The 22,584-nt window shown below is 55.6% G+C and carries 12 protein-coding genes; 9 read left to right on the plus strand and 3 right to left on the minus strand.

Annotation, left to right across the window (positions count from 1 at the left end):
• Together ACOYNV_RS17785 and ACOYNV_RS17790 are read left to right on the plus strand one after the other, a co-directional pair.
• Positions 1-291, plus strand: a 291-nt coding sequence (locus ACOYNV_RS17785; RefSeq protein ID WP_422901141.1) for an AAA family ATPase, incomplete at its 5' end; no start/stop codon positions are given.
• Positions 291-629: an RloB family protein gene (locus ACOYNV_RS17790; RefSeq protein ID WP_422901142.1), complete on the plus strand. Its 339-nt coding sequence runs from the start codon at positions 291-293 to the stop codon at positions 627-629. The genes ACOYNV_RS17785 and ACOYNV_RS17790, both read left to right, overlap by 1 nt.
• A gap of 269 nt (positions 630-898) precedes the next feature.
• Here the strand turns inward: ACOYNV_RS17790 and ACOYNV_RS17795 are convergent, their stop codons facing one another.
• On the minus strand, positions 899-1,126 hold the full coding sequence (locus ACOYNV_RS17795) for a hypothetical protein (protein ID WP_422901143.1): 228 nt from the start codon (positions 1,124-1,126) through the stop codon (positions 899-901).
• Between the two features lie 481 nt (positions 1,127-1,607).
• On the opposite strand from ACOYNV_RS17795, the gene ACOYNV_RS17800 reads away from it, so the two are divergent.
• From ACOYNV_RS17800 to ACOYNV_RS17810, 3 genes are all read left to right on the plus strand, one after another.
• The gene (locus tag ACOYNV_RS17800) at positions 1,608-1,913 is read left to right on the plus strand and encodes a DUF1778 domain-containing protein (protein WP_422901144.1); all 306 of its coding nucleotides are present in this window, start codon (positions 1,608-1,610) and stop codon (positions 1,911-1,913) included.
• Entirely contained in the window at positions 1,914-2,444 is a 531-nt protein-coding gene (locus tag ACOYNV_RS17805) for a GNAT family N-acetyltransferase (protein ID WP_422901145.1), read from the plus strand.
• A 228-nt stretch (positions 2,445-2,672) separates the two neighbouring features.
• Positions 2,673-2,969 carry a hypothetical protein gene (locus ACOYNV_RS17810; protein ID WP_422901146.1) on the plus strand — a complete coding sequence of 99 codons (297 nt, stop codon included), beginning with the start codon at positions 2,673-2,675 and terminating at the stop codon, positions 2,967-2,969.
• Between the two features lie 83 nt (positions 2,970-3,052).
• Here the strand turns inward: ACOYNV_RS17810 and ACOYNV_RS17815 are convergent, their stop codons facing one another.
• Entirely contained in the window at positions 3,053-9,442 is a 6,390-nt protein-coding gene (locus ACOYNV_RS17815; protein WP_422901147.1) for an LPD38 domain-containing protein, read from the minus strand.
• Between the two features lie 109 nt (positions 9,443-9,551).
• Here ACOYNV_RS17815 and ACOYNV_RS17820 point away from each other — a divergent pair, with 109 nt between their 5' ends.
• The gene (locus ACOYNV_RS17820) at positions 9,552-10,082 is read left to right on the plus strand and encodes a hypothetical protein (RefSeq protein WP_422901148.1); all 531 of its coding nucleotides are present in this window, start codon (positions 9,552-9,554) and stop codon (positions 10,080-10,082) included.
• A gap of 336 nt (positions 10,083-10,418) precedes the next feature.
• Here ACOYNV_RS17820 and ACOYNV_RS17825 read toward each other — a convergent pair whose 3' ends face one another.
• Entirely contained in the window at positions 10,419-20,720 is a 10,302-nt protein-coding gene (locus ACOYNV_RS17825; protein ID WP_422901149.1) for a DEAD/DEAH box helicase family protein, read from the minus strand.
• A gap of 318 nt (positions 20,721-21,038) precedes the next feature.
• Between ACOYNV_RS17825 and ACOYNV_RS17830 the strand changes: the two genes are divergently transcribed.
• The 3 genes from ACOYNV_RS17830 to ACOYNV_RS17840 all read left to right on the plus strand — a co-directional run.
• Complete coding sequence (locus ACOYNV_RS17830) at positions 21,039-22,004, plus strand: phage tail tube protein (protein ID WP_422901150.1); 966 nt, start codon at positions 21,039-21,041, stop codon at positions 22,002-22,004.
• Positions 22,005-22,015: 11 nt separating this feature from the next.
• Positions 22,016-22,327, plus strand: coding sequence for a phage tail assembly chaperone (locus ACOYNV_RS17835; RefSeq protein ID WP_422901151.1), 312 nt, complete (start codon positions 22,016-22,018; stop codon positions 22,325-22,327).
• A gap of 83 nt (positions 22,328-22,410) precedes the next feature.
• A partial coding sequence (locus tag ACOYNV_RS17840) for a DUF1799 domain-containing protein (RefSeq protein WP_422901152.1) occupies positions 22,411-22,584 on the plus strand: 174 nt, incomplete at its 3' end.

The raw sequence follows: 22,584 nt of genomic DNA on the forward strand, positions 1-22,584 counted from the left end.
ATTTCGACAATCTGCGCGCCGCCAAGAAGAACAGCGATACCGCAATGGCCTCGTACCGGAGGTGCACAGTTGGTGTTCACCACGCACGACACTTCACTACTCGACGCTTACGGCCTGTTCCGGCGCGACCAGATCTGGTTTATCGAGAAGAAGCCGGATCAAAGCTCATCGCTTTATCCACTGATCGACTTCAGCCCCCGAAAGAATGAAGCACTTGAGCGTGGCTACTTGCAGGGTCGCTACGGAGCTTTACCTTTCCTGCAGAATAAAGCACTGGGAGTGCAGCACTAATGGGGCGCGACAGCCAGCCCAAGGCCCGGCAACTAGCTCGGCGCGAACTAAAGGAGGCTCGTCGCGCGAGTTACGCTCGCATTCTGATCGTTTCTGAGGGCAGTAAAACCGAGCCTCTGTATTTCGAAGATATACGAACCGCATACCAACTGCACTCGGCGAACATTGAAGTGCAACCCAGTCAACTTGGCACCGCCCCGATTCAGGTGGTGAAGTACGCTCGTCAGTTGTTTGAGAAGGGCGATCTGCACAAGGGTACCCCCATCGCCTTCTACTTGACTATGCGCTTCCACCGCTGGCTCCCAGTTGTCGCAGCGTCCGTATCGATAACACCGTGACCTTCGCTTACGGTAGATCGCGACCACCGTCCAACAGGGAGGCGCTCTGGGTAAAACACTAATCTCAAAGTAACACCGTATCCGAGCGACTGTTGCCAGTTGCAGGGCGATCCCTTCCGATGCCAAGACAATAAAAAAGGTGTCGCCCCTTCTCGCAACCGCTCAACCGCGCCGAAACCTTTCGGCTTTTTGAAACGCAGTGCCGCCCATAATTTTGCAACCGGATACGGCACTGCACACTATAGGAGATCTCCTCAATGGAGCGTCTTTTAGTTCTCCCCAACGCCAACCCCTTCAGCGACCACATGGCCTTGTGCATCACGCAGTTCGCAGCGCATCAATATGGTTTTGATATCGACCGAAGACAGAACGGCGGTTTCATACGCTGGCAGCGACGGGTAATGCACGGTCATGCCCAACATGCCGGTGATTTTCTCAGCACCCGGCTTAAACAGGCTGGGCTTGCTCCAGTGGTTGGGGTCCGGGCAGAACTTCATGCGGCCACCTCTAGCGTACTGGCACCGATCACGGCTGAACACCCCGGCAAACACTGATGACCAATTTTTTCCGCGGATTGGCTGGTTGCGGCCACAAAACATTTGAAGTTAATGCGTATTTCTTGGATTTTGATGTGGTTTGTCTGGCTTTGCTGAGCAATCGATCCGCAACTTGGAATATGAGCGGCCTAGCGGCGATAGCCTTCCCTGCCGTCAATCGAAGCAATCCTGCGAACACTAAATTTTGTAAGACATTGAATTGTCTTCAATACAATTTTTATTGTTCGCATAGTTGCTTCGGCCTCGTGCTGTTCGCGTCGGCATTTCTGGCGGGTTTCTGAATGTAGCAGCCGTTCAGGTGGCTGCTTTCCGGAAATATCGAATGGCTAAAGATTGAGTCATCCAAAAAACTGAAACCATCTTGCACTAGTCGTCAATCTGACGTACATTGTGTAGCACTTTGACGTTTAAAGGATTTGTGATGCCCAATACTGCAACGACAACCGAACGAAACCCTTCCGCTCGCCAAGAAAGACTCGGTTTTCGCATGAGCGAGGAAACCAAGCGGCTGATCGAACGTGCCGCCTATCTTGAACACCGCAAGGTAACTGACTTTTGCCTCGTAGCACTCACTGATGCGGCAAAGCGGTCAATTGCCGAGCATGAGACGCTGGCGCTATCGGAAGGTGACCGTGAAGCGTTCTTCGATGCATTGGAAAGCCCACCCGAGCCGCACCAGCGACTCGTCAAAGCGATGGCCGAGCATCAACGACGGATCGGACGGTAAGTGACTTCGACAAGTTCGCCCGAGTTGAAAATTGAACCGCTCGGAGGCGATCATGATCGCGCCGGCTTTAGCTGTGGGGTTGAAAGCCTGGATCGGTATTTAAAGATACAGGCCAGTCAGGACCAGCGGCGCAAAGCCAATGGGGTGTTCGTTGTGATTGACCCGCATCAACCGAACAGCATACTTGGCTACTACACGCTGTGCGCTACGGCGCTTCCTCAAGGCGAGGTGCCCGTTGTTGTGCGTAAGCACATTCCGCGCTATCCCTTGGTCAGTGCCACGATGCTCGGGCGACTGGCAATCGCGGGTGAGCAGCAAAATGCCGGGCTTGGCGCGCTGCTTCTCGCCGATGCGGTGCGCAGAGCGTATGCCAGCGCCGGTTCAGTAGGATCGTCAATGCTCATCGTGGACGCCATCGACGAGCAGGCTGCCGGATTCTACGAGGCTCACGGTTTTATTAGATTGCCAGAATCGCTTCGCTTAGTGCTGCCGATGCAGACGATCGGAAAGCTCTACCTGTCGGCATCTTGAAATTAGCTATTTTTGGTTTGTTATCTTTGCTTGGATGCATACCAAGCAAACCCGACAAGTAAAGCAGTAGCAAGACCCAAAGCAACCAAGGATTCAATTGCCATCTTCTTCTTCTCCTTCTTTCGTCTTTCTCAGGTCGACTCCCAAAAAGGCTCTTCGACAAACGATGTGTTTTTGACCATTGGTGCTAGCGTGTGACCATTGTTGCCAGGTAGCCTTGCCGTCCTGGTGAATGACTGCTGGAAACCCTATTGGCAACTCGATTGCGTGCACGCCCTGTGCAACGTGCCCCGAAGCAAATACTCTTGGGGTGCCCACCTGCTACGCGAACTTGTCTTCCTCCTGGAGACCAACGGTCAAGCCTGGAACAAGCACATGATCGAATTGCTTATGGACGCGAACAAGGCCTGCGAGGCCGCACGGCAACAGAACGAAAAGGCGCTGGCGCCGGGGCGAGTGAAGAAATTTTGGTGCCCGGAACCGGAATCGAACCCCGAGGAATGGGGTGGATTATTTTTTATTTGAGTAATTTTGTGAGTGATTCTGCGCTTATCCACAGAAATTCTTGATTCCGCATGCGGTATTTGGGAAACCGCATGCGGATTATTCTACTGCATCGCCGCCGCCATCTTCGTATTTACCCCCTTCATCACCATGGCGATCTGATCGTCCTTCGCCTTCGCCCCGTCGAGGTTCCCGGCCTTGGTCATCATCCGGCGCTGCTCGCGCAACTTCTGCACCTGCTTCTCGGCGAAATTACCGTAAGCGATCAGGCTGACGCGCGGTTCCTCTGCCCGGTAGCCGGCCAAGTCGCCATTATTCTTGGCACGGCCCTTCACCTCTCGTTCGATGCCGTTAAGTTCCTTGATGTTCGCGTAGAACTTCTCCGACTGTCCAGACGGCCCCTCGGTCGTCCCGTACAGCCGCCCCACCAGCGGAATCTTGTACGCCGGCAATTCGTCGCCGGTGAATGGTGCAGAGACAACTTGCGACAACTTTCCAATCTCGCGCCCGGTCCCGCCAGTCAGTTGCCCAATGACGTAGTCGATCTGGTCCGGTGTCGGGCTCCATGCGCCGTGTTGGTAGTCGGTTCCGCCGGTGGCCAGGTTGATGACGTAGCTGGAACCCTTCGCCCAAGGCGTCGCTGAATCCTTGCTGCGGGTGAATCCCGGTGTCGGGTTCAGACTGGCCATGTCCTCGCGGTAAATCGGCTTGCCTGTCCAGGCCTTGTTACGCAGTAACGAAATCACTGGATCGGCCACGGTCGGTGAAACTGCATCAACCACATCCGTTCCGCCAATCGGGTTGAACGATCCGATGACCACGTTCATCAGCTTGCCAAGTTGCTTGCCGGTCGGTTTGTCATTACCGCCCATGGCCCACTCGGTGAACAACCGGCCAATATTCGGCAGGACGTTGAAACCAAGCGGCATGGGGATGGCTACATACTGGTCATGGCTGATCGGGAATACCATAGATCGCTCTTTGATGAACTGCGGTATCTTGTCCCATTCGTCGTCATCATCGCCGCCCATGAACATGGCGCCGAGAACCTGCTGCAATACGCCAAGTCCAATGCCGCCGATGAGTATCTTCTTGCCGGCTGGCCCCTTCATCGTTTGCGCCAGTCGTGTCGTGCCTTGCACAGAAGCGTTGAAGAATGCGTAGAACGCGCCGAGCTTTGCCGCCTTGGCGCCCTTGCGATTGAAATTAACCGTGATGTTCTTGGCAAGACTTGCGGCCCGTTCCTTGGTCATTCCGCTGTCGATGCCGGCCTTGTAGGTCGAGAGGCGTACTGCGTTCTCCATCGCCGTGTTGTAGTTGCTCAACCAGTCTGCAACGGCGTGAAGTTTCTCACTCACCTTGCCTCGGTCGAGGGCGCCAAGTTCTTTCTTCAGCGCATCAACCCTGTCCTCCGGGTTGGAATACACGTCGCGGTATCCGGTCTGTCCGCCAATGGCCTTGAATTCCTCCCACAAGGCGGTCATCGCCGGGTCTTTGACTGATTGCCATTGCTCTGCGCGCCAGATCGCCCGGAGTGATGCCGGGATATTTTTCGCTACCGCCGCTTTCTTGTCGCCTATCTCCGTGCTGGTCAAGTTCAATACCCCGGCCTGCGCATCACGCATCAGATTGATGATGCCGAAGATGGGGTTGTATTGCGTGTTGATCGCGCTGAACCAGCGTGTCGCCTTGCCGATGGTGCGTTCGACAATATCCAAGTCCTGCCCGTCGAGGTTCTTCAATGCTCCTGCGAGGCGTACCGCTTCCGGGTTCTGTTCAGTGAAGACGATGGCCGCGTCCTTGCCGGCAATGCGCAGCATGAGCACGTTCGGCTTGTTCTTGTAGGTCGGGTCAATCTGCGAATGAACGAACCCGGTACGCGGGTCAATCGTCTTGAGCATCGGCAGCTTATCCACGCTCCAGAAGTCGGCATCGGGATTCTGCGCTGCCAATATGTAGAGGCGTTTCGCTACGCTGTTCTTTTCGCCTCGGGTGATCGCCGTCTCGCGCTGCATGGCGATGTGCCCGAGTATGTTGGTCACTTCCGAGTTTGATCCTGTGCGCTTCTTCGATGCATCGCCCTTCACGCTGAAACCCTGCCCGATAGGATGGCTCATGCTGTCCGGGTGCGCCTCGTCACGGTGCAACGGGATGTAATGCCGGTAGGTGGTGCGCCAGGCGTCCAGCGAAGCCCTATCCATCAGGCCATACTTTTGCAGCTCGTCCAGCGTCTTGGCCTGGATCGCATCGACCTTGGCCGCCAGGTTGTTCATGATCGTGCGCTTCAGACCGGGCAGGCCGGCCATGACTTGCGCCGCCGCCGCATCGGTCATGCCGGAAAGTGAGTTGCGTTCGTCCTCAGTCCCCTTGAAGGCTTGCGCGCCGTGCCACTGCGCGCGCTCTGCGGTGGCTTGCTTGACGGATGCTTCCAGTGCGACCACGGATGATCCTTGCGCCTTCGCATGTTGCAGTTGCACCTGCAGGGCTTTCAGGTCGGCATCGGCCTTCGCTCTGCCAGCGTCGATCATCTGCTGATTCGGATTACGTCCTGCAAGAACCTTGTTGGCTTCCGGCGCATGGCGCGCGTGCAGGAACTGCTCCAAGTCCTCCATCTTGATATTGGCTGTTTTCAGTTGCTTCAGCAGCGGCTTGATTTCATCCTTAAGGAAGTCGGACGTTTTCACCATCACCTTGCCGTGGAACAGCGTTTCGCCCAGCGCGGCATCGTTCAGGTCGGAGACAGTGCCGCCGTCAGCTTTGATCTGCTCAATCTTGTTGTCGAGGTCGATGAACTTGTTCTGAAAATTGTAGATCAGCGTGTTGATCGAGTCGGGATTGATGAGGCTGGAGTACTTGGCCTTGCTTGCCTGCCAGGCGTCGTCGATGACGTTGAACCGCGTCCGATCCGTCCGATCAAGCGCCTCGCCTTTGTCTTCGCCAAAGTAATGCGCGCCGCTTTCACGGTAGGCAATGGGCATCGGTTGCGAATTTGTCGTTACATCGCCCGGTACATTGCTCGCCATGGCGCGCTCATTTGCTGCAGGCGCCTTCGGTATTCTCCGTTCGGCGAAAAACGCTAACCCGTTATCGTTGGCGAAACGGCGGAAAGTTTCTGGTATCCGCGTGCCTTTTGGCCCGGTAGCGATGGCACGTCCATCGGCTTCGACTCTGAGGAAGATGCCTTTTTCGGTACGTTCGAGATCAGCCGCAGAACGGCGTAAGGCCGATAGTTCGGCCCCGTCGAGAGTGCGGTTAGCAGGGGTTCTTTCGGGTAGTCCATGGTTGTACTTTAGCCCACTCTCTGAGTTTTTCAGCGAAACATTCTCGCGCATCACCCAGACACCAATCTCCAGTGCCTTGGATAGCGCATCATGGCTATCGACCGGAAGCCCGAGAATGTTGCGCACGGTGCGAACAAACCAGTCCCATCCGGTCTTGACGCCACCGCCTTGGTTCGGCGCCATGACTTTCTTCAGTGCCGCCTGGAACTTCGGATTGCTGAACGCCTCGGACATGAATTCATCAACATCGGCCATGCCGTACATGCCATGGAGCTTGCCTGACTTCTTCACGAAGGCATACAGCGCCTTCATCTGCATCGCCGCCAGTCCGTTCTTGCCAAGCGCATTGATCGAGGCCGCGTGCATCAGCTCATGCAACATATTGCGCTCGCTGGCCGCCGGCCTGAACAGCGCAACGGTGTCCGTCGTCGGGTTGTACGCTGCAGCATACTTGCCTTCGCCGGCGTTGAATTTCCAGCCCTTCGAGTCGCCTACCGTGACCGTCGGGTTGATTCCTGTTTTCAGTAGCAGCTTGGCGACTTGCTTGTAGAACGGGTTGCGCGAGGTGGCCGCGATGAACTTCAGGATTTCAACCGCGTTCTTGCCTTCGCTGGCCATGCCGTAAATGGCTTTGTCGGCGGGGGTGATGCGGCCCGAGTTGGCCTGGTTGAACCGTAGATCGTCATTCGACTTCGAGTACGCCCCGGTGTTCTGCGTTGCGCTCTTGGCCTGATTGCTCTTGAAGAAGATGAAAACATCGTCGGCTTCGGCATCGGCTACGCCGCTCTTACCGCCATCGTCAACGACTTGGCGGATGATCGCGCCGTCCTGCCCGTTCGTCTTGGCATCTTCGCCTACGGTGTTGGTGGTTTCGTAACGATCTTCTGCCGGACGCACCTCGTAGGTCTTTCCTTCTTCAGACAACCAGTTGGCGAACGTATTTGCATCTTCTTCAGAAACAACGCCTACCCCGTCCGCGTCGTATTGAATTTCATCGTTCTCGTCATAAACCGAGTAACGATCTGAACCTTGTTGCCCGTCCCAGTTCGCCCCTTCAAAGCTGGATTCGTTCGGGTTGCGGATGTTCAGGAATAGGGAGTAGATGCCGGATTCTGTTTGCGTCGTGAACTCACCTTCCCATCGAGACGCTTCATCTACCGCCTCACGTTCTGTCATCCCTTCGCCAAGACGGTCGCCGTCCGGGTTGTACAGTTCGAATACCCCGTCTTCCATCTCGTCAAACGAGTAGCCTAAATCCTCAAGCTCCCGCTGAGAATAGCCGCTGGATTGCAGCGTTATTTCCTGCCCATAGCCTGAGTACGTCCGTGCCGTATCTCGCGTTGCCGCGGCAAAAGTCATGTCGCTGCGGTGCTTGTCGCCCTTGTCGGGGCGCATGACGGTGAAGCCGCCTTTCTCGCTTCCGTGATAGACAACAAGTGGTTCGCCGTTTTCGTCGACAACTTTGGAAACGGTATCGTCGCCCCACAGCGAAGCAACAGGATTCTCCGCGTTGGCGTGCTTTTCCCAGTCGCCGAACCATGCCTTGAATTCAGCAGTCCGTACATGCGCATGCTGCCGTTCGGTGAGGTTTGAAGGCTTACCGTTGGGGGCGAGTAGTTTCTTTGACGAATCCTTGGTTGCGGCCATGAATCGCGTTGTGGCAAGCCCTGTGTATGGCGCATATCCGCCTTCGGCAAACTTCTGGCTAGCATCCAGTACCAGGTCGCGCACCGCGTTAAAATCTCGGTAGAGCGATTCGCGCAACGGGGTTGATTTCTCGCCGGCCAGCATGGCCTTTATGCGCGCAATGAAAAGACGAAGCGCATTCAGCGCCTTCTTTGCAACGCTCGGGTTCGCGGCAGCCAGCGCCTCCCAGAACTTCGGATCAGACCATGAGTCGCCAAAGAAGTCAGCGCGAACTTCTTCATAGCCAAGCTCTCGCCTCTCTGCGGCATCCTTTACGGTATCAATGTATGCGTCAGCTTCCGTCGATGATGCTGCATTCATCTTGCCTATATGGACAAGGCGCGGTATCTCGTCGACAAACTGCTGGTAAAGCTCTGGCGCTGCATGCTTCAGGTAGTGCAAAAACTCGTGACCGATGACTTGAGAAAAGGGATCGGTCGAACTTCCGTCTACGTAGATGACGTTCTTTCCGACGTAGATTCCGTTGAAGTCGAGTCTTGGGTCGAGTCCTTCTGTTCGCACGAATCTGACGTCGACGTTGAACATTCGCTTAACGACTGACACCATGCCACGAGCGGCGTCAGGCACCTGCGCCGGGGCGAAGGTCGCGGATACTGTAGGAATCCCGGAAGATCGGCCAGTTGCTTCAAGTCTTGCTCTGAGGAATTCGACATCGCGTACTACCTCTGGTGATGGGCGGGTGTCTATTTCAGCACGGAATCCAGTTTTTTCAAACCTGCCGTTTCTTGGCCGCGAGAACATCGGAACCCCATCGCTGACCTTGGCCAGCATATCCGGGGTGATGGTGAAGCCCATCTGCAATAATTGATCTTTTTTTGACTTTTCTTCAGCTAAATATCGAACCTGATTTTGTGCTCTATCGCTAATATCATCGAACTCAGATTCGTATTGTTGTTGCGATATTTCATCAAGTATCTGCTTATTAACCCCTCCAATTTTGATCGTCTCAACTTTTCCGCCGCCAAGTTTTTTTAGGACATCATTGGCCACTTGCGGAACTATTTCGTTGTAGAACTTTTCCATTCCTTCGCCCCCCACCTTGAGGTCGAGGCCGGAAAATTCGCGGGTACTTTGGTCTGGAATTTCGGCCACCTTCTCCGCAAGTTCCTTTCCAACAACACCAGGAAGTTCGTCAGTTTTTCCTTTCCACATTTCGTTATGGTCGAAACTGTACCGCTGTCCCTTGCGTTTCATCGCAATGGTGAATTGATCCCCTTGGCGCGTAGCTTTGATCGCGTCAACCTGCTTCGCCAAATCGTAATGCGCCGCGTTCTGCTCCCCGTTCGCCCAGGCCACTCTGCTGATGCCGTTCTGTACCGCATACATCACTGCCTTTTTCAACCCCAACGCTACCCAGGCTTTCGTGTCGCCAATCATCGGCGCACTGGGGATCGATTCAACCCCGCTCATGTACTTCGATGCGACTGACGGCGGCATGGCGCGAAGCACATCATCAAATTCGTGCGCTTCGTAGGTCTTCCCTTGGTACGTGTATCGGCAGGCCATCAGGTAATCTCCATTGTTGTTCTAGTAGCCGCAGTGGCGGAATGCTTAAAATCGTTTAATACCCTTGTTGCGTCCACCTGTTAACATCGTATTTCTTAGGACTACTCACATGACTACTAACAACGCCGCCGTTACTGCTTCCGTTAAAAGCGCCAGCAACGATCAGGATCAGGAAAAGGTTGAATGGAATGCTGGCGTACCAATACCAATCATCGCCTCTGGAATAACTGTCATTGGCGCTTTCGGTGCCGCCATCCTTATGCACGTACTCGCTAATCGCCGGGAGGCTGTCGCTCGTATCGCTTCCGCAGCAACGGAGTTTCGAGCGGCATTCGCTGAAGAACTGGACATTCTTGAGTCCAATCAGAAAATCCAATGGCTTGACAAGTTCTTGTCCGTCGCTTACGAGGCAAAACACAAAGCGGCTATTTCCATCTTTTCGCACTTCGTACCCGAAGTTTCCCGCGTTGCATTCAAGACTGCTTGTGAGCAATACCACAGCGGACACCAAAAGCACGGCGCCGGGTTTTCCTATGAATCGAATTTTGTTGAGTACATCACCGAAAATCCTGAAGAAAATATGCGCCATATTGCCGCTCAACGGATTCGCGCATTGCTGGCGTTTGCCAAAACAAAGTGAATTCACAACCATAATTCGTCTACTTTTTCTTTTCATAGGTTAAAAAGTGAGATACGCACTCGTCGTAGTTGAGAAACCAACGAAGTCATCAGGATTATCACAAGGTCAGTGGCCTGCATTCGTTTTCGATGTAGCCAGCATTGCGCCAAAAATCGGAGATCAGAAACGCATCTCCGAAACCACATGGCTGCTGTCTTTGCCAGAAGACACTCAGACCTTTTCAGGTCTTGTAAATCTTGCTTCCGTGCGGAATATCCCGCATCGCGTCTTGTATTTTCAAGATGCACCGATTGAGTATTCATTCAAACCCCTGTCTGAGTAACCGTTAGGCGAGGATCAATCACAATTCACCTCAAGCACGCCGTCTTTCTTCATGCGCTCTACGATACTCAAAAAGCCAGCATCAACAGCTTTGCCGATCGCATCCTTCTGTTTTTTGTACGCCTGGCCGAAATCACTCTGAATTTCCTGAAGGAACAGCACCTTTTCGCCATTGGAATCCGTGCGATCGTCCATTCTCAGGTGCGTCAAAATGTTTGGCTGGTCGAAGTGGGATGATCTGAAGCTAGATTTAATGTCAACCATCCCTGCGGAGTTGCGAAGGTCTGCATCGTCTTGCGCAAGAGATTGCGTAGGATAATCTTTGAACCCCGGAACGCCGTCGTCGGTCATTTTCCATATACCACCGACCTGCAAGGTTGAAAACTTACGCTTTCGTTCAGGAAGCGTAATCAGCAACTCCCGGTACCGCTCGCCGCCGGGGACGACGTACTGGGAGAACTTGGTTTCCCCGTCTCGGCTGTTTTCGACAAGAGCGCGAACTACATACGACCGCCCATCCTCAAGAGCGTCCGCTTCGGTTTCCCCGTTGGCTATGAATTCGCCATTTGTATCGTAAAGCGCAATCCCAGAGTCGTAGCTTTCGTCTCTGGCATCCCCGAAACTCCAGTCATCAGGAAGTGATAGAGGGTACGTGCTTTCATCAACACCGCCGCCCAACACCACATCCTTAACCTGCGTTCCGTTCTCGCTCAGATACGCCAGCACCTCATCCTTCGATACTTTGGCCTTGCCCATCAAGTCCAGATAATCATTGATCCCGCTCCAATTTATCTCGTCCTTCTTGATGCCCATCTTCCCGGCGTTGCCGTTGAGCCACAACCGCCACTGCATCGCCGGCATGGTGCCCTGCTTGGCGGACTCAACCGCCCGGGAAAGCTGGCTGAAGAATACAGGCGCCTTGCCGGTATCGTTGAATACCTTCGCGTTCGACAGCATTTCCTCTGCCACAAACTTGCCATCACCCTTCAGCACGCTATCCAGCGCCCGAATCAGCGAGGCATCCGACTTCATGCCCAGCAGTGATTTCAGTTTCTGAACTACGTCGAGCATCCACTGCTTGATCTTGGCGAAGCTCGAATCCTTGGCGTCGAACCGTGCCTTCAGGATGCGAGCACCATTCACCGCCCAGAACTCGCTGGCATTGAGCAAGTGATAGTCGTCGTAGCCTTCCATCAGAGCGACAGCCTTCTCTACCGCCTTCTGGCTCGGTACCGTGTTGGCCGCCATGATCGCCTCAAGCATCTGCTTACGCTTGCCGGTGGCCGTCTTCATCTCGCTGGCGATGCGCTTCAGGTACTCGCGCATGATTGGAGTGCTCAGGTTTTCCGGCAGCATCCGTTCAAGGTGGTGCAGAACCTCATGCACCGCCGTGCCGTCGGAAGCGTGCCCCTTGAACAGCGTCACCATGCGCATGGCCGGGTTGTAGTTCCCGGCACCTTCACTGTTGCTCGGTGCCGTCCTGATTGAGATGGCCAGATCATCCAGCAGCGCCGGATTCTTCATCGCCAGCCACTCGGCAAAGCTGGCCTCTTGCGCGGACATGTCCCCGTTGCGCTTCGCTTCCAGCAGCTTCTGGCGGAAGAAGTCAGCGCCGCGCGTCCGTGGATTGATCGGTGCCAGCGACTTCTCTGCGCTGACGTTCATGAGGGATTGCGCGAGGAATGACAGCTCGTTGACCACACGGCCCTCGGTGTAGTCGCCCGAGAATGCCCCGTCGAGTATCTTCTTCAGGCGCGACAGAACAAGCGGCTTGCGCGTTGGCGTTACCGGGTGTCCCTGTTCGCGGGCAATGGCAAGGTCGATAGCGCGGGTAGTGGCGGCTTCGGCGTGCTGCGTTGACCAGCGTTCGGGGTTGATGTCGTTCAGGGTCGGCGACTCTCCGGCATTCGGCGCCGCAAGATGCTTCTCACGAATGAAGAATCCGCCATTCTTGGCGAACGTGAATTCATCAATCTTCTTGGCTTCGGCTTTCGTCAGGTCGGTGCGCACAACGCCACGAATCACTTTCCCCTTGGCGGTCGTGTGCTCGATGATCTCAAGGCCCATGGCTTTCGCTGCGGCCCCGGCTGCTTCGGTATCGACAACCGCCTTCTCTTTCTTGCCCTTGGTAACAACTTCCGGCGCGTCCTCTTTCGGGCGCGTGGGCATGACCACGTTTTCAATGCGGTCGAACAACTCATTGATGTCGGTAATGTCGCTGTAGTCGCGGCTGCTGTTGTGCGACGGTGCTTTGGCGTTGTCGGTCTGCTTCTCCAGTACGACAATGCGCGTTCTTGCCTGTGTGCCGGCGCGCTCGAAAGTGATGGCCGGTAGAGTAATGTCGGCGACGGTGTAGATGTTCTGCGCGGATTTAACGGTTTCGGTGCGCTTCCCTGTCTTTTCTACCGATGCGATTGTTCCTAGCGTTGAAACCGAAAGACCATGAGATACAGGGATGGCAGTTCCGTCCCTTAAAATTCTTTGGCCCCGAACCATGTCAACATTGGTGCTGTTTGTTTTTGACATTTGCTTGTCAAGATTGACGGCGATCATCTTCCACTCGCCTTCTGAGTCTGCAATCGTCAGAATATCGCCCTCGAATACTGGCCCTGCCTTTGGTGAAGTAAGTATCGGCTTGATTGGCAGCGTTTCTTCCCCATACATCCACTTCTCAAACTTGGCATCCGCCGAAGGCCCGGCAGGAATCAGCGCAACGATCCGGCCACCGTCGCGCAAGTGCGTGGATGCCTTGGCCAAGTGGTCGATCGCTGTCCGTCCAGCCGAACCAAACGGCGGATTCATTACGATGGCGTCGTACTTGTTCGATACGTGCAGCGATTCAAAGTCGTGATCGAGAATCTTCCCGTCAAATACCATCGCCAGGCGTGGCCGTAGCCCCATGCTTGGCTCAATCGCTGTACGTTCTGCGGTGACAGGCACCCATCGCGCAATAGCTCCATGTCCTGCGCTCGGCTCAAGCACATTCTCGCCCGGTCGAATGTCGGCAAACTCCACCATCTTCAGCCCGATAGGCTCAGGCGTAGCGAAGTAATCCGCGCCTTCCTGCGCTTTGGTCTTGCTCGTCTTCTTCTGCTGGCCGAAGTAGAAGGCTCTGGCGCGGTCGTACTCGGTCAGCGCATCATTTGCCGCCTTGTCGCGTTCCTTGCCGCCCTTGCCTTCATTCTCCATTCCTGCCCGGTAGTCGCCCGATTCCTCGAATCCGGTAATGAAGGCATCCTTCAAAGCTCTGGCCTGCTCGCCCATGCCCAAGTTCTCGGCGGTGCTTGAGCGGGTCGCAATGGTTGTGGCAAATGCCCACTTCTCCCAATTCGTTCCGGTGTTCATGTAGCGGAAGATGGCGTCCGTTACCTGGCCGGTGCGGTAGATGCGGCCTTCCTGTTGGATGGCTGTCGTCGGAGCCGTGGGCTGCCCAAGGTTGAACAGCACGCGCTGGTGCTTGCCGGTGGTGTCGTGCAGGCTGATACCTTCCTTGCCTGCGGCTGACTGCACAAGAATGATCTGAGGTCCGCTGGCGTCATCCTGGAACTTCTCGACATTGGAGCGCCGGGTCTTGGTCGGAACATCGCCATTGAACAGAAGAACTCCGGGGAATTCTTCCTGGAACATTTCAATCGGCGAAGTCTGTTTGAACAGATCGGAATTGATGATGTCCTTGAACTCGTTGTTGAACTCTCGGACCACCTCGTTCCAGGCTTCGTGGCTCACCAGCGCGTCCGTCGCTTCTTGCTCTTTGGCGTTTCGCTCGCTGATAAGGAACGGATTGAACCCGCCTCCCTTTTTGTAGTCATGGAAGACCACAATCTTTCGGCCCAAGGCAATGTGCTCCCGGATATGCGGGATGACTTCACGCGCCTTGATCGACTCCAGCAAGTAACGGCGTGACAGGTAATCGAACTTCTCTCCGATGGTTTCGCGCAGAGAATAGAGTGCTTCCGTGCGCGGGTCAGGCTTGAGCGACATGGAGGTGATTGGATTTCCTGACGGATTCAGTACCGCCATGCGCTCCTTGCGCTTCGTCTTGAACCACTGCAGTGCTTCGTCAATCCGCTGTCCAATAGCCGACTCAACCAGGATGAAACGGCGGTCATAGTCGGCCTTCACGTCGAGCATCCGGCCCGAGAGTGCGCCCGACTTCTTCAGCGTGGCGTTGAACTGGCGCTGCATGATGCCGCTATCCACCTTGGCGTCTGGTGCTGTCAGTTTCCCGTAGCGGATGCGATAACCGAAATGCTGCACAAAGAACTGGTCCTTGTTGCTGCCTTCGTTGTAGCCCCTTGATCGCCCTTCTTCACTGGCGCGGCCGGCGTTGTAGTCGAAGATGTAGCCATTGGCCCAGTCAATCGCCTTCTCATAGGCGAACGGGGTAGCACTGAGCATCAGGGCGCGGGGGCGCTTCTCCCCTTGGTTGTCGGCGATTTCCTGCTTGATGATTGCTCGGGCCGCTTCCAGTTTCCTTGCTGCTTCATCGGCCTTCTTCTGATGCACTTCGCCCATCGGCCAGTCGCGCATATCGTCCGACATGCGTGCCATCTTCGCGTTTTGCGAAGCTATGTTCATTTCGGCAATCAGGTCGCCATGCAGCATGTTGCCGCGCGTGATCGCGCCGTCCGGGTGCATGGTGATGGCGCGCAACGTCTTCAGCGCATTGGTGTTGGTGCCTTCCTTGCCCATCGCCAGGTAGTGCGACTCGTCATGCACAACCAAGTCCCACTTGCGGGTAGCCAGCGCATCATTGGTTCCCATGTTGGCATAGGTGGTGATGACGATGCCCTTGCCGGCGTCCGTGGTGTTATCCAGGCGGGAAAGGTCGAGGCCAAACAGTTTGCCGGTTTTCTGCCAGTCCTCAATGATCTTGTCGTTCGGCGCGACAATCAGGATGTTCTCTTTTCCGTTGTTCGAGAACCGCTTGACGATTCCCAATCCGGTGAAGGTCTTGCCGGTACCGGTTCCATTGGTGAATAACATCCCATAGCCATCCTCCTTGGCAAACCGCGCCTCGGCGATGGCCACGTCTTCCTGCTGTCCTTTGTTCAGGATCGGCAGGGCGTCAGCGATTGATGCGTCTGTGCTTGTTGAAGCCTTGGATTGCGTAGCCTTCAGGTCGGCTATTTCAGATCCGCTAAAAGAAGCTTCAAGAGTAGCGCTTGCTGCGTCTGGCTCAATAGGTGGTCCATCGATGCCAAGATTACCGCTTCCGACGCTGACGCGACTTCCGGCAGAGCCTGCTGATACTCCGGGTGCTCCTGTGTATATCGACTGATCGCCATCCGTTCCAGCAACAGCGGCTTCATGTCCAGATAGGCCGACGCCACTTCCTGTTCGTACTTCAGGCGAAGCGCCTTGTACTCCACGTCCTCCAACTCCGCCAGTTGCATGTTGCTCAGGCTGAACGCCTTCCGGCCCCATGCCGTTTTCAGGGTTTGCGTCTCCGCTATCTCGTTCCAGATGTGTGCTGCTACGCCGGTCAGGCCCATTTACAATCTCCAGTTCTTTCTTGTCTTCAACGGAAACTACGGTTTTTGCGGTGTCGGCGCCTTGATCCCGGTACCGGCCGGCCATGCCGATATAAGCGCCCTGCAAATGATCGAGCGTGATCTGGTCGGTTAAATCCTTGCCGAACTTGGCGTTCAGCGCATCGAGTACGAAGCGGGCGGCTTCCTTGAACTTATAGTAGCCCTTGCGGAATGCTGCGTCCATCAGCCGGGTAAGTACCGGGATGATCTTCTGCTCTTGCTCAGGCGTGAAGGTGGCGCGGAATGGCTTACCGATGATGTCGCCCAGGTCGCCAAGCGCGTCTTCAAAGTCCTTGTCCGCCTTGTCGATAGCCGCCTGGTCGGGATTGAGCGGGGCGTTGGGTGGCGTAGCTACTACGTCCTGCGGTTTAGCTGCCGGCGATTCAACATCCTGCGCCGGTGGCACACCATCAATCTTGTCCAGCGCCTTCTGCAAGTCGTCAGGATGCTCAAGTTTGAGCTTGGCCTTGATGTCGTCAAGGTCGCCGCGCTTGTGCTTCACCTTCAGCATCTGCGCTGCTGCGAGTCCTTCCACCAGGTCGAGCGCGTCGATACGCTTGTCCAGGGCGGCATGGCGGGGGTCGGTGGCAGGCGTTGGTATGACTGGTGTGGCGGCTTGCTCTGGATTGGCAGTAGCAGTCTCAGTGTTGCTCTTTTTATCTTTCGTGGGTACACTTAAATCAGAGGTTTGGCCGCGAACCATGGAAGGCGTCTCTCCGGCATCTTGAGGCGTGCTTGCAAAGTCGGGCTGTCCGCCGGGGGCAGCAGAGGGAACGGGTTCCCTTCTCCAAATCTCAGCCCACTTTTCGTTTTTCTCCTTACCCTTGGCGTAGTTCTCGCTAACGGGGAATGCCGCATTGACCGTGTAATAATCACCGTCTTTCGATGGTTGCAACTCAATAAATATCGCACGTCCTTTATTACCACTGACGACTGCAACAATTTGTGCCGTTTTACCGGGTTTCCAAATCTCCCCGATGTTGGCGAGCGAATCATGCACAAATTGTTCTATCGAAGCATAGCCAATATCCTTAATTTGCTTCCCATGACGGGCTTCGATATGCACAAGCCCCGATCCCTCATTGCTGCGTTGATCATGCCATCCTGTTTCAAGCCTTATTTTCCCGGCCTGCCGGCGCATCGCTGCCGCCATCTCAGCCGTAATCTCGCCAAAGTCGAATGACCCATCTGGCGCTTTGATGAATGGCGTATCCGCGTTCGTATCAACCTTCGGCGCAACATACTTCTCATCGCCCATGAGCGGCAATGACTGGAGCCAGCCATTCAGCCTGGCGACAAGATGCTCTTTCATGGTGGTGTGCGGGCGTAGCGCCTGGCCATCAACAAGTTTCCATGGTGCCGGCGGCGTCTGGTCATCGGGAACAAGGCGCACAATACCGTTTCGGCCCTTGGCGGCAGGCAGGTAGTAGGCGTACATCTCCATGCCGCTCATCTTCTGGTCTTGCGTGATGGCCTTGTAGGCGTCATTGGCCAGAACGTTCGTCACCTGCTGGTAGCCACCGGGCTTCTTCTGCGCATCGGTGATCGGCAAGCCTTCTGTTGGCAGTACGGTGTGCCATGCAGGGGCGTTATCAACAGGATTCTGTTGATTTTCTGAGATAGCAGGGGATTCTGCTGGCACCGGCTTGCTCTGCCCGTCAAATGCAAGCACCGCATCCGCTGGCATCTTTCCTTTCAGCGATGCCGGTACGTTCAACCTCTGCTGATTGGCGTTCAGTTCAGCAAACGTCATGCCGAAGATCAAACCTTCTTGCGGCTTCCATCCTGTCGCGCCGGGGTAGCCGCCGACATAAAGGTCGCCTCCAAGACGTTCTGCTTCCGCCTTCCACTTGGCCAGTTTTGCATCTTCGCCGTTCGGCATGTTCTGTGGCGAAGGGAATGAACCGCTGGTGAGTATCTGGCCATTCTTCACGATAGCGTAGGCGTACCCGCGCAAGTCGTCGTTCGCTGCCCGATTCCTCTCCTTCGTCGCCTCGAACTTCGCCTTGCGCTCGGCCTTCAGTGCCTCGGCCTTGGCGTCACGATCTATCTTGTCCTGCTTGTTCTTGGCGATACTGGCTTGCAGCGGGGAGAGTGCGGGGGCATCCGGCTTGTTCATCGCCGCGAGAGTGCCGGCCTTGCGCCGGAAGTTCGGCAGCTTTTCAACAGCATCCCGTAGCGCACTGAGCATTACATCTTCGGGTATCCCGGCATCCTTCGCCCATTGCTTCGCGGCAATGACGGAATCCTTCGGGTCGAAGTCGGCTTCTTCTGCATCCTGCTGAATTTGCCCAGCCAGTTCGCTTGCTTCGATTGCCGCCTTGCGCGCCATAATCTGCGCTGGCGTCATTCCTTCGTCGCGCCACTGGTCTGACGATAGGCGTTCTTTGGGTGTCGGAGCGGCTACCGGAGGTTGGTCGAACAGGCCGCCCATCGGCTTCGCTGCTTCCTTGCTTCCTTCGCCAAACTGGAAATTATCCGAGTTGGCGGCACGCGCCTTGATCGCTTCCTCAAGCGATAGTTTCTCAGACGCCCTTTTGTCGGCGGCTTCCTTCGCGGCCTCGCTGGCCTTCGCCGCTTCTTCCGCTACCCGGTTTGCTTCCTGCTGATTTACTTCGGCGAGGGTTTGCTGTTCGAGGCTAAATCCGGGCGCCGCTTCAGGATTTGGTTGATTAGCAACTGCTCCGCCACCAACTGGGCTATTTCCTCGTCCGTCGCCTCCCTCTTCTGCGTAGGGGTCGGCACCTTCGGGGGCGTTGTTGATTCGGTCATTTTCGGCTTTCTGTTCGTCGTCTAAAATCTTCTGCTCGGCATCGGCAATAATACCGCGCAGCAAGCGTGTGGTTTCGTTCCAGAACGGAATGGCGCGCAGGCCGCGTCCTTGAACGTCCATCATAACGGTTTCTACGATTGCGTAATCAATCTTAAGCTCTTCGGCCCTTGCTAGAGCGGCGTCGTATCGACCTTTTGAGCGATCATCAAGCATTTTTACTGCTTCGTCATGCCGCTTCGTCTGCGTCTCGAATACGCGCTTCTCAAGCTCTGAGAATTCAACGAACTCTGTCTTGATCCCGTACTTCTTGGCCTGCGCACGGATTCGTGCGCGATGCTCTTTTTCCTTGGCGTCCTCCATGTCCTGAACCTGGCGAGTCATGCTCGTTGTCATGTCACCAGCAGCAGCTTCGCGGATCATGGCAGAAAGCGCTTCACCGTCAGCCACATCGTAGCCTTCGTTCGGTTCCCGCAGAAGCATGGCAAGATCGTCCATGTCCTGCTGTCCATCGCGGGTGAAAAGACCGCGCAACTTGGTGGCGTTGTTCGCTGTGTCGCCAACAAGCGTATCGGCCATGTTTGGGTGAATTCCACGGCCACCGGTTACGCGCATGATTGCGCCGATAAGATCATCACGGCGTTGTGTCGGCGTCAGGGTTGATCGTTGTGCGCGCCGTTGTGTCGCTGCAAACTTCGCAGCGTTGGCGGCTTTCTCGGCGTCCTTCTTGGCTTGGAGTTGATCTTCGTAGGCTTTGCGCTTGGCCTGATACTCCTGTTCGGCTTCAGCGATCTTTCCAAGAACGGTTTCTGCTTCTGCATTCGTCAGCCGGGTAGCGAAGTGCAGTTGATCCTCAGTGATCGCCTGTTCAACGGTGGCGTACTGCGAATCGCCAATGGCGCCGGTATCGTTGTAGCGCGTGACCTGGATCATTCCAGGGCTGCTTGACGATGGGTGAAGCGATATGATCATCCCGCCCCGTGTGCGGAATACAGGCATCTCGTAGGCGTCAAGCGTTGCCTTGGTTTCACTTGTGACAGCAGCCTTCAGCCTATCTCGTACTGCACTGCGCTCTGGTGAAAAATGAGGAAGCGATTTCTCTTCATCCTGCATCTGCTTGACGCTCTGTCCGGCGGCAGGCGCTGGCGTGGCAGCATTTCCCGCCATCAATTGCTCAATCGAATCGAACGACAGCGCCTCTTTCTTGTTCCCGCCAATCTCTGAGGCGATGTTGATGTATCCGGCCTGCAGATTGTCAATGCTGAGTTTGTCGGAAACTTCCTTGGACTTTCCGCGAAGCGTGTTGATGACAAACCGCGCCGCATCCTCAAACTTGACGTAGCCCATAATGGCCGCACCACGGAATATCTTCGACATAACCGGGATGATCTTGGCTTCTTCTTCGGGGAGCATGTTCGTCTTGCCGCCCAAGAGAGCAATGAGCTCGTCAATCCCTTCGCCCATCATGTTTTTGCCGCGTTCAAACTCGGAGGAAGCATTTGCCTTATCACCTGGCACAACTCCGCCATCGGCAAACCCAAGTATCGCCCGTACAGTCGCTTTGGATGACTCGCCCATAGGTCGGCCAGCAAGCGCTTTGCCTACCGCAATGGTGGCCGCGTGCGTGTTGTTCAGCAGTCCGTTAGCGTGCCACTTGGACTCGCTGGCCATCGGAATCAGGCTTTCGCCGTATTTCGAGAGTCGGCTATCTACCAATGGAGTATCGTCGGGCGTAGCGGTAGCAGCCGTTTTGATCTGCGCAACGGCGTCGGCAAGGTTTTCTGCCTTCTGCTCTTGCGAGTCAGCCTTGTTGATTGGTACGCTCAATCCTCTTGAAGCTGCGCCAATGGCTACGGCGTTGTTTCCGTCAATAGCTTTCTCTGCCTTGCTTATCGGCGTTGCAAGGGCTTCAGGTATCCACTGTCGATCTGGGTCAAATCCTTTCCCGACGACGTAGTCTTTGAGGTCGGTCGTTCCGAGCGATGTTTGAAAAACCTGCTTTTTCCCCTCCATAGACGGGCTTGCCAGATTCTTCTTGGAAGAATATTCGTCAGACCAATTGACGTAAACATTTCCACGGTTATCTACCGTGCGAATAATTCCGCGTTCTTTTGGGTCATGAACAGAATAGATTTCCTTGCCCCGCATTGTCTCTACATATGCAGGCACTTGGTCAAGGTGGGTATTCCCAGCATCCCTTGATGCTTTTATTTTGTCGTTACGCCCCTTGTCCCATGCCTCCGAGTCGAAACCGCCCGGTGCCTGGCCAACTGTTAAGGATTCCTTTACAGTTGGAATTGCTTCGGCGTTTGTCGGTTCCGGGGTAGCGGATTGCACCGCCTTATTACCCGTTCCTTGAGGCCCAACAATCGGGATATTTACGGACTCACCTACGGAACCGACTCCGTACCGACCGGCGCCGCCAACGCCCTGCTTGTTGCCAATGCCAGCTACAGCCTGAGCTACAGCAACGTATCGCGCGACGTCCTGCGCGGCTACATTGGCGGCAGCGAACAACTGGCTGGAACACGATCCGTTGAACTTTCCTTTGACGTCGAACTGTCAGGGTCCGGAGACGCCGGGCTGACGGCCCCGGCCTGGGGGCCGCTGCTGCGAGGCTGCGGCTACGCCGAAACAGACAGTGGTGCATTTTTTGAATACGTCCCGCTATCGACGGCATTCCCCTCGCTCAGCATTTACTACTACGACGACGGCGCAATTCACAAAGCGCTCGGCTGTCGCGGCACTTGCGAAATCAAGATGGGTGTTGGCGAAAAGCCGGTCATGAGCTACAAATTCACCGGCATCGACGGCGGCATCACCGCCGGCGTAAACCCCAGCCTGACCCTGAGCGCCTGGAAAGCCCCGGTCGTCATCACCGACCCCAACGCCGGCGACATCCTGCTTGGCGCCACCTACGCCACCGGCGCACTAACCGGCGGCACGGCCTACCCGAGCCGAGGTCTCAGCCTGTCGTTAGGCAACGACGTCAAATACACCCCGCTGCTCGGTGGGGAAAGTATCGACATCGTCAACCGCGAAGTCACCGGCAGCATCGAGCTTGACCTGACCGCCGCGCAAGAAACCACCTTCATGACCGACATCAACGCCAACACACTGCAAAGCATCGGCTTCTCGTTTGGCAGCGTTGCCGGAAACAAAATAATCATGCACATGCCCTCTGTCCAGCGCACCAGCCCCAAAAAAGCAGAATACAACGGCCGCCGAATGATCGGCATGGATCTGCGCATGATCCCCGTATCCGGTAACGACGAGCTGCGCATCGTCGTCCTGTAAAGAAAGCAGCCATGTTCAAACTGGAACCCAACCCAACCTTCTGGGCAGAAGTCGGAATCACCGTCCCTGGCGAAAAAGCCCCGGCCAAGATCGAAATAGAATTCAAGCACATGAGCGTCAGCGAATGGGAAGCCTACCGTGCTCAAACGGGTGAAAAACCGCTCCCGGCGGTAGTCACCGGGCTGATCGTCGGCTGGCGCAATGTAGACGTCCCCTACAGCGCAGACGCCCTGACGCGGCTGCTCGACCGCTGGCCGCGCGCCGCCATCGACCTTTTCGAATCCTACAGCCGGGAACTGTTCGAGGCCCGAACAAAAAACTGATCGAGGCCGCCCGCCACTGGGCGCGAGGCGGCCAACCCGATAACAGCGAACTACAAGCCGCAGGAAACGCCTTTGGGCTGGCGATAGAACAAGCCGCCAGCGAAACAAAAAACACTGAAACGAGGTTTGGCGTATGGCCGGAAAATCAGCTTGCAGTCATCGTGTTTCAAAGCGCCTGCACGCAATGGAACCGGGTTATCGGGCCATCCGGAGGAGCCTACGTCAGCGGTCTGAACTACGCCTCGATACCGCCCCTG

This window comes from Propionivibrio sp., from assembly GCF_049316945.1.
Classification (GTDB): domain Bacteria; phylum Pseudomonadota; class Gammaproteobacteria; order Burkholderiales; family Rhodocyclaceae; genus Propionivibrio.